Annotated in this window: 12 protein-coding genes and 2 pseudogenes; 6 read left to right on the top strand and 8 right to left on the bottom strand. The window is 69.6% G+C overall.

What is annotated here, in order from left to right:
- The first annotated feature begins 2 nt into the window (after nt 1-2).
- Both ACIBEI_RS05930 and ACIBEI_RS05925 read left to right on the top strand, forming a co-directional pair.
- A complete protein-coding gene (locus ACIBEI_RS05930; RefSeq protein WP_398885481.1) occupies nt 3-182 on the top strand; it encodes a hypothetical protein in 180 nt (59 codons plus the stop codon).
- A gap of 237 nt (nt 183-419) precedes the next feature.
- Nucleotides 420-1,067, top strand: coding sequence for a CHRD domain-containing protein (locus ACIBEI_RS05925; protein WP_398885479.1), 648 nt, complete (start codon nt 420-422; stop codon nt 1,065-1,067).
- A 170-nt stretch (nt 1,068-1,237) separates the two neighbouring features.
- On the opposite strand, the gene ACIBEI_RS05920 is transcribed toward ACIBEI_RS05925, so the two are convergent.
- The 5 genes from ACIBEI_RS05920 to ACIBEI_RS05900 all read right to left on the bottom strand — a co-directional run bounded on the left by ACIBEI_RS05920 (nt 1,238) and on the right by ACIBEI_RS05900 (nt 8,346).
- Nucleotides 1,238-2,338, bottom strand: a complete 1,101-nt coding sequence (locus ACIBEI_RS05920; protein ID WP_398885477.1) for a glycoside hydrolase family 5 protein — start codon at nt 2,336-2,338, stop codon at nt 1,238-1,240.
- A gap of 405 nt (nt 2,339-2,743) precedes the next feature.
- Nucleotides 2,744-3,493 carry a zf-HC2 domain-containing protein gene (locus ACIBEI_RS05915; RefSeq protein ID WP_398885475.1) on the bottom strand — a complete coding sequence of 250 codons (750 nt, stop codon included), beginning with the start codon at nt 3,491-3,493 and terminating at the stop codon, nt 2,744-2,746.
- Nucleotides 3,490-4,056, bottom strand: a complete 567-nt coding sequence (locus tag ACIBEI_RS05910; RefSeq protein ID WP_398885473.1) for a sigma-70 family RNA polymerase sigma factor — start codon at nt 4,054-4,056, stop codon at nt 3,490-3,492. The genes ACIBEI_RS05915 and ACIBEI_RS05910 overlap by 4 nt, the downstream gene beginning before the upstream one ends.
- 392 nt (nt 4,057-4,448) lie before the next feature.
- On the bottom strand, nt 4,449-6,425 hold the full coding sequence (locus ACIBEI_RS05905; protein WP_398885471.1) for an FHA domain-containing protein: 1,977 nt from the start codon (nt 6,423-6,425) through the stop codon (nt 4,449-4,451).
- 199 nt (nt 6,426-6,624) lie between these two features.
- Nucleotides 6,625-8,346, bottom strand: a complete 1,722-nt coding sequence (locus ACIBEI_RS05900) for a protein kinase (protein WP_398885469.1) — start codon at nt 8,344-8,346, stop codon at nt 6,625-6,627.
- Nucleotides 8,347-9,122: 776 nt separating this feature from the next.
- On the opposite strand from ACIBEI_RS05900, the gene ACIBEI_RS05895 reads away from it, so the two are divergent.
- The 4 genes and pseudogenes from ACIBEI_RS05895 to ACIBEI_RS05880 all read left to right on the top strand — a co-directional run.
- Nucleotides 9,123-12,086, top strand: coding sequence for an AfsR/SARP family transcriptional regulator (locus tag ACIBEI_RS05895; protein ID WP_398885467.1), 2,964 nt, complete (start codon nt 9,123-9,125; stop codon nt 12,084-12,086).
- A 295-nt stretch (nt 12,087-12,381) separates the two neighbouring features.
- On the top strand, nt 12,382-12,924 hold the full coding sequence (locus tag ACIBEI_RS05890; RefSeq protein WP_398885465.1) for a sigma-70 family RNA polymerase sigma factor: 543 nt from the start codon (nt 12,382-12,384) through the stop codon (nt 12,922-12,924).
- A 245-nt stretch (nt 12,925-13,169) separates the two neighbouring features.
- Nucleotides 13,170-13,678 (top strand): annotated as a pseudogene (locus ACIBEI_RS05885) (GNAT family N-acetyltransferase).
- A 154-nt stretch (nt 13,679-13,832) separates the two neighbouring features.
- Nucleotides 13,833-14,351, top strand: a pseudogene (locus ACIBEI_RS05880) (hypothetical protein); the annotation flags it as partial.
- 428 nt (nt 14,352-14,779) lie between these two features.
- Here the strand turns inward: ACIBEI_RS05880 and ACIBEI_RS05875 are convergent.
- From ACIBEI_RS05875 to ACIBEI_RS05865, 3 genes are all read right to left on the bottom strand, one after another.
- Nucleotides 14,780-15,001, bottom strand: a complete 222-nt coding sequence (locus ACIBEI_RS05875; RefSeq protein WP_398885463.1) for a helix-turn-helix domain-containing protein — start codon at nt 14,999-15,001, stop codon at nt 14,780-14,782.
- Entirely contained in the window at nt 15,001-15,492 is a 492-nt protein-coding gene (locus ACIBEI_RS05870; protein ID WP_398885461.1) for a DUF2975 domain-containing protein, read from the bottom strand. Before ACIBEI_RS05870 ends, ACIBEI_RS05875 begins: the two co-directional genes overlap by 1 nt.
- 263 nt (nt 15,493-15,755) lie before the next feature.
- Entirely contained in the window at nt 15,756-16,250 is a 495-nt protein-coding gene (locus ACIBEI_RS05865) for a peptidoglycan-binding protein (RefSeq protein ID WP_398885459.1), read from the bottom strand.
- Nucleotides 16,251-16,322: the final 72 nt, after the last annotated feature.

Genomic DNA, 16,322 nt, shown 5'->3' with positions numbered 1-16,322 from the left:
GGTTGAGCAGTCCGAGGCGGTGCGGTGCGTTCATCTCAGGTCTGTTGATCCGACAGGGCGGGACCATCTTGTGCGGCGAGGTCGTCTCCGCGCGCCGCGGCGCCGTCGTTCTGAAGGCTGACGGCGTCGAGAGCACCGTGGATCTGGCCCAGGCCGACTCCGTCACCCCGGTCCCCACCTGACCAGGGATGATCCCGACGCCGTGAAGAGGAGTCATACGAGTTTCGGGCCCGCTCGGTGGGGGTTCTCTGTCAAGACCGTGTTCCGAGTGATCGCGGGTCGTCTCAGAAGTGTCTCAGGAGTGTCATCGGGAGACCTGGGCAGTGAGGGCCGTCCGTGTTGGGGATGACGGACCGCGAAACAGCCGCGGCCGCACTAGTTGAGAGGCCCCAACTGCCATGAAGAACAAGCGTCTTGGGATGATCGTCGTATCCGCCGTCGCCGGTGCGCTCGTGCTGACCGCCTGCAACGGTGAGGACGCTGCGACCGGCGCCGGGGCCAGTGCCGCGGCGGGCAGCCCGACGGCCGGCGGACACGCGTCGGCCGGTAGCGGGCACGCCGCCGGGGCCGAGACCGTGCAGGGTGCCGGCCGCTGGGACAAGAACAAGGAGGACGCGACCTTCTTCGGGTCGGTCCTCAACGGTGCGAACGAGGTGCCGATCGAGGGCGGGCCGGCCGTGGGTGACAAGGACGGGCACGCGCTCGCCCTCATGCGGATCCAGGGCGACCAGGTCTCCTACGCGTTCACCTTCACCGGGATCGGGACGCCGACCCTGGGTCACCTTCACAAGGGTGTCAAGGGTGTCAACGGCGATGTGAAGATCCCGTTCTTCACGAAGAAGCTGGAGGACGGCAAGAAGTTCGTCTACGGCACGGTCACCGTGAATGACCAGGACCTGCTGGACGGCATCAAGGCCAACGCCCAGAACTGGTACTTCAACATCCACACCGCGGAGTTCCCCGGCGGTGCCGTGCGTGGTCAGGCCTACAAGCTCTCTCCGAGCGTCCACGTCCCCGACACCATGACCCCGGAGACCCTCAACTCCCTCGTCAAGAGCCCTGAGTAACCACCACGGCCACCAAGCCCGGCCGGATGGCCCCGCCCAGTGCGTGAGTGTCTGCCTGAGACCCCGGCACATCGCTGCTGCGGGAAGAGTAGAGGGGCGGCGCCGCTCGACGTCGGTCTCGTTTCCACGAGGCCGGTTCGTCGATGGCGCCGCCCCATACTGGCGTTCGGTCAGGCGACCGGGAAGTTGTCGGGCGTCGCGATGCGCTCACGGATCCACACGCCCGCGGGCTTCAGGGACGAGGCGCCGGTCCAGGGCCCGTTGCTGTTGCAGGTTCCGGTCCTGAAGACAGCCCCGGAACGGTTGTCGTCGGAGAAGTTCCAGTTCGTCCAGCTGATCTTCTTGCTCGCCATGAGGTCGAGGTAGCGCTGGGACATGGCGAAGTCGTTGCTTCCCTCGCCGGCGTAGTTCTGGGTGCCGAACTCGGTGACGAAGACCGGGAGCCGGTCGGCGGCACGCGAGAGGGTCGCCAGGTACTCGTCGCGGTGCGAGTACGCGTAGAAATGGAAGGTGTACATAACGTTGGTCGCCTGGACCGGGTTGTTCACCACTTCGGACTCGTCGGCGCCCTCGGAGACGCCGAACGAGGACCATGCGCGGGTCCCGACCAGTACGGGGGCGTCGGAGTCGATGGCGCGGATGGTCGGGATGACCTGCTCCGCGTAGCTCTTGATCCGGGACCAGCTCACGCCGCTGGGTTCGTTGGCGATCTCGTAGAGGAGGTTGTTCTTGTCCTTGTTGCGGTTGGCGATGTCGGTGAAGAACTGCCGCGCCCTGCTCAGGTTGGTGTTCGGGTCACCGGGGGTGAGCATGTGCCAGTCGACGATCACGTACATGCCGCGGTCCGTCGCCTGTTGGATGAGCGAGTGGGCGAGGTTGGTGAAGTGCTGCGGGTTCGTCTCGTACCCGCCCTCCTGCACGTAGGTCGAGACACGCAGGACGTCGGCCTTCCAGTCCTGCGCCAGGGCGTTGAGCGAACCGCCGGTCAGGCAGTGCGGGTACCACTGGGTGCCGTGTGTGCTCATGCCGCGCAGCTGGATGGGGTTTCCGCGGCTGTTGCACAGCTTGGTGCCACACACCCGGAGCTGTCCGTTGAGGCCGACCGGTGTGGTCGCCGCGGGTGCCGCGGGTGCCGCGGCCTTCCGGTCGATGGTCGTGGAGGTGGAGGTGGAGGCAGAGGCGGTGGGGAGGACGGTCACGAGCAGGAGCAGGACGCTGCTGAGCCAGGCGGCGAGCGCAGCGGGGCGCAACGACCGTGGGGGTGCCGTCATGCGAACTCCGATCACATAGCTGTCCGATAGGAAACTTTCCTATCAGTAGAGAAGCAAGGGACTCCGTTCGCATCAAGAGTCCTGACGGCATCCGCGGTTCGAGGCGTTCACATCCGGGAGTGAACGGCGGGGCGCACGCGCCGACTCGACGTCCGTGCACAGGAACTCGTGGAAGGTGAACCTCGCCCGTTTGGCGCTGGAGGTTCCCATGGGTACGGGCTCCCGCACGCGGCTCACCCCGCGGCAGGGGCCCGTCCAGCATCACCGTGGCCCCGCCGCCGGTTGCCGGAGTACCCACCGTGGCGCATCCGCGACGCCCGTGTTCATGCGCCGGTGGCGGAGGTGTCCACACAGAGATCCCCCGGGGAAGGCCCCGGGGGATCTCCTGCTGTCTTGGGCCGGGTCCTACATGTCGACGCCGACGTACTGCTTGCCCTGGTCGTTCACCACGATCACCGACTCGACCTCGTCGGGCGCCACGGCCGCGGACCCGTTGAGGCCGCCCTCGCCGGGCCGGGGGCTGGCCGACGGGGTGGGGCCGGGGGAGACGACCCAGCTCGCCGCGGTCTCCTGGTGTCCGTCCTTGGAGACCACCACCAGCCGGCACCGCTCACCACTCGGGACTCCGGCGACCGAGGCGTTCACGCGGACCCACCCGCTCGCCGGAGTGAGTTCCACCGTCATCGAGGACTTCGTGTCGCTGTCCGTCGCCGCCGCGACCCTGATCCCCTCCTGGGGTGGCGAGCTCGCCGTGGGCGGTGAGGTGGAGGGAGGGATGGAGGGAGAAGCCGCTGTGGAGCTGCCAGGGTCGTTGCCCCCTACCACGTAGCCCCCGAGGAACAGGATCGCGGCCGACGCGGCGGCACCCAGCCCCACGGCCAGGGACCGGCGCCGCCAGGCACTCGCCTGCTCCGCGCGCACCTGACGCAGGGTGCGCTGGAGCAGCAGGTCCCCGTCCTCGGGCGGGCCTTCGAGGAACGCCTCCGGCGGAACCTCGCCGAGCGCCGCCTCCATCTCCTGAAGTGCGGTCAGTTCCATTCGGCATTCCTCGCACTCGGCGGTGTGTTCCTCGAGTGTCGACCGCTCGTCGGTCGCCAGGACGCCAAGAACGTAGGCGCCGAGCAGTTCGCCGTTCGGATGCTGTTGTGTGCTCACGCCGCCCCCACCTTTCGAAGCTTCAGGGCACTCCCGGGGTTGCTGGGGGAGTACAACTTGCGCAACGCCTTGAGGGCGTGATGGGCGCGAGACTTGACCGTACCCTCCGGTATGCCCAGCCGTCCCGCGGCTTCTGACGCCGTGCGGCCGCGGTAGTAGATTTCCACCAGGACTTCCCGGTGTTCGGGCTTGAGCTGGTTGAGCGCGTTCATCATGACCACCGAGTCGACGACCTCTTCGGAGTGGTCACGGTGGACCGGCGTGACGGTCTCGGTCTCGGCCACCTCGTTGGGGCGGGCCGCCTTGGCCCTGTACCGGTCGGTGACGATGTTCCGGGCCACCGTGAGCAGCCAACCCCTCAGTGATCCTTGGGGGTTGGCGATGACCTCGGGGTGTCGCCAGGCCCGGATCAGTGTTTCCTGCACCACGTCCTCGGCGGCCGCCCGGTCGCCGGTCAGTCGCGTCGCGTAGGCGAGCAGGGCCTTGCCGTGCTCCGCGTAGAGCGTGCGGATCAATGCTTCATGACTCGTGGCCTGTGGGCCACGAGATCGTAGGATCGCCATCTGGTTACTCCATCCCCGTGGGTTCACCAGAGACACGAAGTGCCGCCGGGGCAGAGTTCGGAGCCGCACAGTGACCTGCGTCACTGATGTTTGGCGTTCAAGCGCTGGGTGTCTTGTTACGGAACGACGATGCGCCAGGGCCATCTGTGACGCCTGGGTGACCGGCCCGGGACCCGCGGCGAGAGCGGTCGTGCGCATCGTCTTCCAACTTTCCGTAGGCCGCCGCCACTTACGCGGCGCTTCAATCTGTCCTACGCGGCGAAGGCGGGGCCCGGGTCTCTGCGCGGCGAGATTCGTTCTTCTTTCTTTTTCATTGCCGCGAACTCAACTCGGTCCGGCGTACGTGGCCATGCCGGCGTACGTGGCCACGAAGGAACACGGCCGAACGCGGCTCAGGAGGAAGCGACGACCTCTCGGGAGTTGTGCGGATTGAGGAACATGGCCTCCTGCGGCACATGCGCCGGCACAACGGCCCGCGGATCGGGGCGGGGAACGTAGACGGGGGCGTCCGTCTGGTAGAAGAGGTCGATGTCGGCCTCCTCACCGCCGACGATCAGGGTGTCCCACGCCCCGCTCTCCAGGAGGGTCCGCAGGGTGTCGGGCCCCAGCGCCGAGAGGTGCTCGCGCAGCGTCTCGTCGGTGGGCAGTCCGGGCAGGCGGGTCGCCAGCCGCTCACGGATGGCGCCCATGCGCTCGACCAGCAGGTCGAGGTCGGACCGCTGCGGCGACCGGCCCGAGTCCGGTTCCGGTTCCGGTTCCGTTTCCGGTTCCATGCTGCGCGCGATGATGTCCTTGATCGCGCGGGTGACGCCCTGCTCGTCGGTGGTCACCATCGCGTTCCAGGCCCGGCTCTTGTGCCGGTACTGGAGCATCGACATCGCCGCCTCGTGCCGGATGAAGTCGGCGTCGCGCAGCGGATGCCCCTGCCAGGCCCGGCTCAGGGAGCGGGCCAGCGAAGTCGCCGACGCGAGACCGCTGTTGAGGCCGCGACCGGGCCAGAAGTGGATGGCGTTCGCCGCGTCGCCCAGCAGAAAGCCGAAGGTGCCCGGTGACGTCCCCGTCGGACGGGTGAGCTGGGCCGTGAACCGCGGGCGCTGCACCATGTCCAGACGGAACGAGGTGATCGCGGTGCGATCGCCTTCGGCCACCCCGAACAGCTTGAGACCTTCCTGGATGCGCTTCCACAAGGGGGAGTTGCGCAGCAGGGCGGGAAGGAAGAGCGTGCCGTGCGTGGGGCAGACGAACTCGTTGTCCTCGGCGCGGCCCATGACGCAGGGCCGGGCGGCGATGCACTCCTCGAAGACCTTGCGGACGGGATCGATACCGATCACGTTCTCGGCCTCCTCGCGGGTGAGCCGCATGTTGAGGAAGCCCTCGCCGCGCAGCGAGTTGAGCAGGAACCGGTTCTGCGCCACGGTCAGCAGCACGCTCATCGGATCGGTCAGCGCCGACTTGACCCGCAGCCCGAGCACGACGTCCTGGAGATGCTCTCCGTCGAGGGAGTAGACGGAGGCGTCGGCCGCGCCGAAGCGGTCGGCGTAGTACTCGCGGGTCCGGGAGCGTCCGTCCTCCGCGATGACGAGGACGTGCTGCCGCGCGATGCCTTCCTGTTGCTCCGAGGCATCGAAACGCTCGGGGACCAGCCTGATGGCCGCCCTCTGGTTCGCGAGCTCCAACAGCCGGTCCTCCACGTGGGCGATCCGGATGTTGCGCGGAGGCCGGCCGTCGACCGAGTCCGGTCCGACGGGCCACATCTCCGAGTGGCCGCCCGCGTCGAACAGCGCCTCCCACACCTGGTCGGACAAGGCCATGTACTGCCGGCTCTGGACGGTCACCACCTGCTGGCGCCGGACGTTGCCGAGCTTCTCGTCCTTCCAGACGACGCTCGATCCCTCCCTGGCCCAACGCCCGTCGTGGACCGTCACGGCCACCCGGCCCCGGAGCTGTTCCTCGGCCGCCAGGGCGAACGCGAGACCGACCGGCCCGCCCCCGCTGACCGTGACCTGGAGCGTGCCGGGGGCGAGGGAGACGACGCGCGGGGCGTCGAGCAGGGAGAGGTCCATGACCGTCTCCATCACGTCCTGCGCCTCGTAGAGGAAGGTCTCGTCGCCGATCCGGATGCAGTCGTTGGGGCGCAGGACGTGCCGTGTGGCGCGCTGCCCGTTGACGTGTGTTCCGTTGCGGCTGTCTCGGTCGTAGAGCACGTGACCGGCGTCCTCGGTCACGATCTCGGCATGCAGACGTGAGGCGCTGGCGCTCACGATGACGATGCCGTTGTCGCTCTTGCGGCCGAACGACAGTGACGCACCGTCGAGAAGCGTGCTCTGACCAGTGAACGGACCTGTGCGTCCCACGATGACGGATGGCACTGCGTACTCCTCGTGATGGTGCTCGGCTGCGAAGGCCCGCCCGCCCCCTGGCCGTTCCGGCGCGGGGGCGGACGCGTACGACACCAACACGTAGGTGATCCGGGACCGGGTTCAATGGTTCCGGTTCTGGTTCTGGTTCCGGTTCCGGTTCCGGATCAGGTTCAGGTTCAGGTACGGATCGTTCTCGGGCCGGACTTGGCTATGCCCCCGCGTCCGTGCACGTGATGGAGAAGGGCACCGTGTTCGAACTCGTCAGCTCGGGACCCTTGACCTGCACCCCGATCTCGCTCTTGAAGGTTCCCGATTCGTGCCACGCCGTGAGCCGCACCGTGTCCTGCCCCGTACGGTCGCCGCCCTTTGGGAAGGTGACGGTCCGCCACTCCCGGTCGACGACCGAGCCGTCCTTGGACACCCAGCGGTAGGTGAGTTCGGCCGGTGCCCGGTCCACGGCGAACGTGACCGTGAACGTGGGCGCCTGCTCCGCCGGCGGTGGACATGCGCCCGAGTAGGTGGTGTTGGCCCCGGTCACCGTCACACGGATCATCTGGGATCCGGCACTTTCCTGCTCCTGCTCGTCCGGGCTCGGCGCGGCGGCGGGCTCCGCGTCGTCCTTCGGGCCGCCGTCCGCGCTCGTGGACGGGGAAGTGGACGGGGAACCGGTCGCGTTGGCCCGGTTCGGGTCCGCCGTGCCGTCGTCCCCCTGCCCGGTAAGGGCGTATCCCAGCCCGGCGACGGCCACGACACAGGCGACCGCTCCGGCGACGAGAACCGCGGAAATACGCCGGCTGTGCCGAGGGGTTTCGGGGGCCGGTGGCGCGGAGGGCGCGGAGTGTGTCGGCACGGGCTGCGCGGGTTCTCCCGTGACGGTCGGTGCCGACTCGGGCGCACCCGTCACGACCGTCGGGGTCGGGGTGGGTGTGGGTGTGGGCGGGGCGGCGGTCGTCCCTGCGGACGACGACGCGGCCGTCCCGGCCGTGGGCGGCTCTGCGGCGGCGGGCGCGTCCTGGGCCCGGGGGACGCGCGGGTCCTGGGCGAGGGGGGTATCCACCACGGTCGGCGTGGCGGGGACCTCGGGTGTGCCGCCCGCCGCGACGAGGCGCAGATCCTTCTCGGCCTGCTCGGCCGGCGTACGGTCCGTCGGCTCCTTGCGCAGCAGTCCCTCGATCACGGAGCCGAGCGGCCCTGCCTTGCGCGCGGGCGGCAGTTCGTCGTCGACGATGGCGCGCAGGGTGCTGAAAGGGGTGTCCTGGCGGTAAGGGGAGATGCCCTCGACCGCCGCGTAGAGGAGGACACCGAGGGACCACAGGTCGGACTCCGGGCCGGGAGTGCGGCCCAGGGCGCGCTCGGGTGGCAGGTACTCGGGTGAGCCGATGACCTCACCGGTCCTGGTGAGGGAGGAGTCGCCCTCGACCGTGGCGATGCCGAAGTCGGTGAGGACCACTCTGCCGTCGCCGGCGATGAGGACGTTGGCCGGCTTCACATCGCGGTGGAGGACCCCGGCGGTGTGCGCGGCGCGCAGGGCGGCCAGGATCTCGGCGCCGATCTCCGCGGCCCGCGCGGGGCTGAGGGGCCCCTGCTGGAGCAGGTCGCCCAGGGACTGTCCGCGGACGAGCTCCATGACGATCCACGGACGGCCGTCCTCGGTGGCGACATCGAAGACGGTGACCACATTGGGGTGGGTCACCCGGGCAGCGGCCCAGGCCTCGCGTTCCAGCCGGGTGTACATGCGCTCGACGTCCGGAGCGGGCAGACCCGCGGGGGCACGCACCTCTTTGACGGCGACTTCGCGCTGCAGCACCTCGTCGTGGGCGCGCCACACCGTGCCCATGCCGCCCTCGCCGAGGGGGGACAGCAGTCGGTAGCGACCCGCGATCACGCGCTCAGGGCCCGGCTCCACCGGCACGGTCTCCTCGTTGTTCATCGGGGCGATTCTTCCTCTCTTCATGAAGCGGCCGGAGCGAGCACGGAGGCGGCCGCCCGGCGGGGCCGCTTCCCGTGGACCGGACGAGATCGCGACACCGCGGCGGCGCTCACCTCCCGGGCCGGGCCAGAAGCTGCTACGTGCTACACGTGGGAGGAAGCCTCGAGGGTTCAACTCGGCGAAAGAAATCTGCCGTCGCGACTTCGGGGCGGCAGCCGCCGGGCATGAACCGGCACGGTAACCGGCAGGGAAATCGGCACTGAGCGCTCCGTTCGGCGGGGACGGCTGTGGTCCCACGCCGCGCCGGCGAATCCGTACCTGGCAGCCGGAAGACCGGGCGACGGCTCCGGGGCCCCCAGGGGCGCGGGGCGGTGACGTCCGGCGCCGCGTGCAGAAATGGGCCGTGCACAGGGGAGTACACCCCTGTGCGGCTGCCCCCTGAGCACGGCCGCCGTGTCCACGGTGACGCGGGCAGCCACGGAACCCGTGGGCCGGTGATCGCGTCTCGCCGCCGCGGCGCTTCACGAGAGCTGCGGCTGCTGGGACGGTGAGCCGCTCCTGCACGACGGCCTGGGAACGGCTGTGGACGGCATCGGTTTCCCCGCCCGGGACGGCCTCCGGAGTGGGGCCGCCGGGGCGGGGCCCGTCGCAGCGATGAGGGGTAGGCTCCCCTCGGCCCGGTCCCGTCGAGCGGAGCGGACCCGGCCCGTCGGTTCACGCCCGTGACCGGGCGTCGTCGACGCTCATCGGCTTCGCTTGTCGGTACAAGGGACAGTGTGCATACGCGTTTCACGGTGCTCGGCCCGCTGAGGGCCTGGCGGGGAGGGATCGAACTCGAGCTGGGACCGCCCAAGCAGCGCGCGCTGCTCGCGTTCCTCCTCGCTCAGCCCAACCACCCGGTTGGTACGCACGAGATCGTCGACGCCCTGTGGAGCCAGAACCCGCCGGACAGCGCGGTGAACGTCGTGCACCGTCACATCGGGGCGCTGCGCCGCCTGTTCGAGCCCGACATGCCGAGCAGGGGAACGTCACGGTGGCTGGTGCGGGCATCGGGCGGCTACCGCCTGGACGCCGACCTGGAGTCCCTCGACCTGCTGCGCTTCCGGCACCTGCGGGAGCGCGCGTCCGGGGCCGGGGACCCGGCAGAGGCCAGCGAACTGCTGGTGGAGGCCCTGACTCTGTGGCGAGGCCCCACGGCCTCCGGGATAGCGCCGGAGGTACGGGCTCATCCCGCCTTCGGCGCGGTGGACGGTGAACACCTGGCCGCGGTCAAGCACGCGGCCGAGCGGGCACTGGAGTCCGGGCGGGAACCGCGCGCACGGGTCCTGGTGACCCTGCGTCAGGCCGCCGCCCTGCACATGCTCGACGAGGAGCTGCAGGCCCGGCTGATCCTGATGCTCGCCGCCACCGGCCACCAGGCCGAAGCCCTGGACGTGTACCGGACCGTCCGCGCCCGGCTCACCGATGATCTGGGCGTCCAGCCCGGCCCGGAGCTGCAGGCCGCGCAGCGGCGGGTGCTGGCGCAGACGTACGTCTGGGACGACTCGGACCCTGCCGGGGGAACCCGGTCCGCCGACCACACGAGTGCGGACGCGCGGACAGAGCCGGCCGGCAGTGGCCGGGAGAGCGCGACGACCGAGGCAGCGGGACTGCTCGACCCGGACCACCGAGGGTCACTTGTCGTCCCGCCCGCTCAACTCCCCGCGAAACTGCCCTCGTTCACCGGCCGGTTCGACGAACTCACGCGTTTTCGTGAGCTGTTGCCGGGCAGTTCGGCCTCGGGGGTGGTCATCGGCGTGATCGGCGGCATGGCCGGTGTCGGCAAGACCGCTCTCGCCGTGCACTGGGCGCACCAGGTGGCCGACCGCTTCCCGGACGGCCAGTTGTACGTCGACCTGCGCGGCTTCCACCCCAGCGGGACGGTGATGAGCCCGGCCGAGGCCATCCGCTCTTTCCTCGACGCCCTCGGGGTGCCCACCCAGCGAGTCCCCGCCGGGCTGGACGCGCAGGCAGCCCTGTACCGGAGCCTGCTCGCCCGGCGCCGTGTGCTGATCGTGCTGGACAACGCCCGTGACACCGAACATGTGCGTCCGCTGCTGCCCGGAGCGCCCGGATGCCTCGTCGTCGTCACGAGCCGGCACCAGCTGTACGGACTGGTGGCCGCCGAGGGCGCGTACTCCCTGACGTTGGACGTCCTCGGCGAGGACGACGCCGTGCGCTTCCTTTCCGACCGCCTCGGGCCGGAGCGGATCGCGCGGGATCCGGGCGCTGCGCGCGCCATCGCCGCCGCGTGCGATGGCCTGCCGCTGGCGCTGGCCGTCGTCAGCGCCCGTGCCGCGATCAACCCCGCCTTCCCGCTGTCCGGTATCGCCGAGGAGCTGGCGGAGAGCGAGGGCAGCCTCCATGCCTTCTCCGGTGAGGCGCCCGCCGCGGACGCCCGTAGCGCGTTCTCGTGGTCATATCGGCTCCTGAGCCCGGAGGCGGCACGCGTGTTCCGGCTGCTCGCGCTCCATCCGGGCGCCGACTGTTCCGTTGCCGCCGCCGCGAGCATGGCCGGACTGAGCCGCGCCGAGGTCCGGCCGCTGCTGGCCGAGCTGAGCCGGGCGCATCTGGTGTCGGAGACCGAGCCGGGACGCTTCACCTGCCACGAACTGCTGCGCGCCTATGGGAGCGAACTGGGCAGGTCCCTGGACGCCCCGCCGGAGCGGAGGGCGGCCCGGCGCCGTATGTTCGACCACTACCTGCACAGCGCGCACGCGGCGGACAGTGTCCTCGCGCCGAGCCGGGAACGCCTCACTCTGGGCCCGCCGGTGGCCGGAACGGTCGTGTCGGAATTCGCCGACCAGGCCCGCGCGGTCGAGTGGCTGGAGACCAACCGGTCGGTGCTGCTGGCCGCGGTCGAGCAGAGTGCGCGGCGTGGCTTCGGTGAACAGAGCTGGCAGCTTGCGGCCACCATCGAGCTGTACCTGGACCGCGGCGGCCGCCGTCAGGAACAGTTCGTCGCCCAGACGACGGCGGCGAGGGCGGCGCAAGGGCTGGGGGACGTGCGCGGACAGGCCCACGCCCACCGGGCGCTGGGCTTCGCCAACGGCCGGCTGGAGCGTTGGGTGGATGCGGCCGGGCATCTGGCGCGCGCCCTGGACCTGTTCGCCTATGTCGGTGACCGGGCCGGACAGGGCCGGGTGCACCGCTATGCGGCCTTTCTCGCCAACGCGCGCGGCCGCCACGAGGAGGCTCTGGAGCACTACGCCCGGGCGGGCGTCCTCTACCGGGAGGCGGGACGGCGCAGCGGGGTGGCCAGCGTGGCCAACGAGGTCGGCTGGACCTACATTCTTACGGGCCGGTACAGGGAGGCGCTGGAGGAGTGCGGCCGGGCTCTGGCCGTCCACCAGGACATCGGTGACCACAACGGCGCGGCCGCGGCGTGGGACAGCCTCGGCTACGCCCACCACCACCTGCACGAACACGACCAGGCTCTGACGTGCTACGAGCGCGCGCTGGAGCTCTACAGGGCGATCCGCGACCGCTCCCTTGAGGCGGACACGCTCGTGCACATCGGCGACACCCGCTACGCGGCAGGGGAGCACGAACGGGCCGCCGACGCCTGGCGTCAGGCGCTGGACATTCTCGACGGCATCGGCCACCCGGACGCCGAGGCGGTGCGCGGGAAGCTGAAGGACGCGGTCGCTGCGGGCGCCGGTGCCGGTGCCGGTGCCGGGGAGCGGGCCGGTCACCCCTGACGGGGGAGAGGCTCGACGAGGACGGGTCGTCCGGCCCGGGGTGGGTCGACCGGGGCGGGTTGACCGGGGCGGGGGTACTGCGGTCGGGCGTCAGCAGACCGTCACTGTTTCGGAAGAGGGACCTGTCTACGCTCGCCGCGCCGCTTCGTCGGGCCCATGCGGCCCTTCCCTGCGCAGGCCGTGCCGGTCACCCCGCCACGGCCGCGTTCCCCCTGCTCGCCGCGCATCGGTGTGCGAGTGCGGGCACCGGCGTGGGGGAGAGGAGCGGACCGAACTCCCCCTCAGGAACTGGAAAATGAACACGATCACCGGCGCGGAGACTGCCTCGCCCGCGCATCACAGGCAGTTGCTCGACGACCTGGTCTCCGATCACACGACGGCACTGCTCGCCTATGCGGAGAAGCTGCTGAGCGACCGGCACACCGCGCAGGACATCGTTCAGGAGACCCTCATCCGTGCGTGGCCGCACACGGAACGCCTCTACAGCACCGAGGGTTCCGTGCGGGGCTGGCTGCTGACCGTCGCGCGCAACCTGATTGTCGACCGTATGCGCAGCGCCTGCGTCCGCCGGGAGAGCGTCGGCATCGACAACCGTGACGTTGCCCTGCCCGATCACTGCGAATCCGTGCTGATCTCCGTCGAGACGACCTCCCTGCTGCGTCAGCTCTCCCACGACCACCGGGAGGTGCTGGTGCACACCTACCTGTGCGGCCGGACCATCAAGGAGACGGCCCGGATCCTCAGGATCCCCGCAGGAACGGTCAAGTCGCGCCAGCACTACGCCCTCAACGCGCTGCGGGCCCGCGTGGCATCGAGGGATCCCGCCACGATGAACTGAGACACGTACGCCTTCGCGGTCGCCCATCGCACGCTCCTCCCGTTGGCCGTCGTCGGCCAGCGGGCCGACTTCAGGAGGTACACGGATCGCGGGCCCGGAGGGTTCGACGGCGTCGGGGGAGTCGCCCAATGGCACGGCATTTGCCGTTGTGCGGGGCGACGCAGCGGTACTGCCCGCTGGTCGCGAGCGCCTCCGGACACGGGATCCGATGGGCACGGCTCGTACGGTGGCCGATGATCTACGGCATGATCCGGGCCGCCACTGTGGACGATACCGCGGAGATCCGCGCGATGATCCGCGAACTCGCTGAGTACGAACGGCTGTTGAGCAGGTCCGAGCAACCGAGGAGCAGCTCCGCGACGCGCTCTTCGGAGAGCATCCCGCTGCGTTCGCACTGATCGCCGAGGACGATGAGACGGGGCAGGTCGTGGGCTTTGCCCTGTGGTTCCCCCGCTTCTCAACCTGGACCAGCACGCGCGGCATGCACCTGGAGGACCTCTACGTGCGGTCGAACGCCCGAGGCGGAGGACATGGCAAGGCTCTGCTCGCCTCATTGGCCGCGATCTGTCAGCAGAACGGCTACGAGCGCTTCGAGTGGTGGGTCCTGGCATGGAACGAACCGACGATCGACTTCTACAAGTCGCTCGGCGTGGAACTACTGAACGAGTGGACGGTATGCCGGCTGAGCGGTGACCCACTCAAGGAACTCGCTGCCCAGGCCCCGGCAGTCCTGAACCAGACCTCGGCCCTGTAGGGCGGAGGGTCGTGAAGGCTCCTGTCGCAGTTGCGATCGAAGCCCACCGGACACTGGACGGGCTCGTGGCCGGACTGAGCGACCAGTAGGTCGCGCCGAGGCATCAGCCCTTCCGGGTTGGTCACGCGGCCACGTCCTCGCGCATCTCACCGACAACGCGAGAATGTTCGCCCGTCTCGCGGAACATGCCCTGCGTGGTGAACTCGTAGCGGGCTACGACGGCGGGGTCGACGAGCGCAACGCGATCATCGAGACCACGGCCGGCCGCAGCGCGGCCGAGCACCGCGCGCAGCTCGCCGCGCACACGGCCGGGCTGGAGGCATCCTGGGCACGTGCCACCGATGTGGACTGGAGCCGTCCGGTGACGTTCCGCAACGCGAACCTTGCCGCAACCGTCTTCGCACGCCGGCCCGAGGCATGGATCCACATGGTCGATCTGGAACTCGGCGTGCGGCCGGACGACTGGCCCGAGGACCTGGCCGCACACCATCGACTTCCTCCTCGGGCGCCTTCCGGCACGCGCCCGCCTCCGTGCCGAGGACGCGGGCCGCCGGTGGCCCGTCGGCGACGGGCCACCGGGCACGGTGGTTACCGGAGGCCTGCGCAATCTGGCGGCCCGGCTGGCGGGACGTACGCCGGCTGTGTCACCAGTGGCGGCGCCATTCACCCGTAACCGTGTGCCCTGGTCGACCGACAGCCGAACTCCGTTTCTCGAAAGGAATGAGCGCCATGCGTGCCGACACTGTTTGGTGGGACCTGTCCGCCTCCGGGCAGACCATCGAGTCCATGCGTGAGTGCCTGCGTGAGGAATCCGTCGCCGCGTTCTCCGAGGTACCCGGGCTTCGCTTCAAGGTGTGGCTCTCCGCTCGACGTGGAGGCCACGACCGAAGGTCGATACGAAACGCAACGACTCGCCCTGCAAGGGCTGGCCTTCACCAGCGTCGTCTGCACCCTCATCCACTACCGCAGACTGGCCAAATGAGATGACGCCCATGGGAGCCGGACATGCTCCGGCGGATCCCCTCTGTCGTCGTTCGGCAGGCATGGTCTTGCACTCGGATCACGCTACGTCGAGAACTCCATGATCTCGGAAGGGCCAGGTCATCCGCCTGCTGTGTCCTCGGCTTCCCAGCGCAGCAGGTCTCCCGGCTGGCATTTGAGCACCTCGCAGAGCGCGGCGAGCGTCGTGAAGCGGACCGCCTTGGCGCGGCCGTTCTTGAGTACCGCCAGGTTGGCGGGTGTGATGCCTACGCGGTCCGCGAGTTCGCCCACGGACATCTTCCGCCGGGCCAGCATCACGTCGATGTCGACGGCGATCGGCATCAGATCACCTCGTCCAACTCGGCCTGCATCTGCGTCGCTTGGACGTCGCGTGCGACGGCCTGGGCGAGCAGCATCCGCAGTACGAGCACGATGAGCGCGACGCCCAGGATGGCCAGGCCGATCCCGCCCATGATGACGGTGACGCCAGGGTCGTCCCGCTGGCCCGGCGCGTTGATGGCTGTGACCGTGAACCACAGGAGGGAGGCCGCCACGATCGCGCCGATCACGCCGTCCACGTACCGGAAGGCGGAGGGGGAGAACACGGTTCCGCGTCGCACCATCGTCACCAGCTGCCATACGCAGACCAGGGCGACCTGGACCGACATCATGCCCAGGATCGTGATCACGCGCAGCGGGGTCAGTGGGAGCGATCCGTCCTCCGGGTCGCTCCCACTGACCAACGTCCACACCATGCCTGCCTGTACGAACACGGTGCCGACGAGCACCACCCCGAGCACGGCGCGCAGCGCACCCACGGTCAGCTTTCCCACGACCCATCCTTCCATCGAATGACGATGGGAAGCTATCGAAATTCGATAGATGAAGCAAGGGGTGGGGTGGAGAGAAACAAGAGCTGGGGCGGAAAGTGGTGGCAGCAGTACGTCCACAACGAGGGGCGCGGGCAGCGGAAACGCCTCCCGGGCATCGTCAACAACGTCCTCGACTGCCTCACCATGAGCGGTTCGGTCCCGGGACTCGCCGAGTCCCGGGACCGCGTTCTTCCTCTCCTCCGCTCAGGAAGAACGGACCGCTGTCACAGGTCGCGCCGAATGTTGCCGTGCTGCTGGCAGGTGACCTTCGTCGTGGCGTCGCTGTACGTCGGCCACTTCATGTACTGACGGGTCGCGGGACCGTACTCGCCGTCGACCTTCACCCCCGCCGAGCTCTGCGCCCGCCGCAGCGCGGCCTCCGTCTTGTCGCCGAAGGCGCCGTCCACGGCGAGGCCCGCCGAGTAGCACCTGTTCAGTGCGTTCTGCAGGGTCTTGACACCGCTGAGGGGGTATTGGAGCGTGCCGTCGCCGTTCGTCAGGTAACACATGAGGCCGATGCTGAACCCGACCTCCGCCGGCAGACGCACCTTCTGGTCGCTGTCCCCGACCCGCTCGTACAGCCAACTCCCTTGACAGTGCGGGTAATCACCGTGCGCCGAGGCGGCGGGCGCCATGGTGACGGCGCCGCCGAGCAGGCCGGCGAACAGCGCTCCGGTGGCGAGCAGGCTGAACGGGCGCCTTCGCATGCGAGAACTCACGCTTTTCTCCCTCGAATCGGGTGGGGCCACTTGGCCGCCCGCCGCTTTGAACGACGGGCATGTGCCGGGAAG

The sequence above is a fragment of the Streptomyces sp. NPDC050988 genome, from assembly GCF_044456225.1.
Classification (GTDB): domain Bacteria; phylum Actinomycetota; class Actinomycetes; order Streptomycetales; family Streptomycetaceae; genus Streptomyces.
Note: the sequence above shows the minus strand (reverse complement) of the source record. Positions and strands in the feature narration are given on the sequence as shown.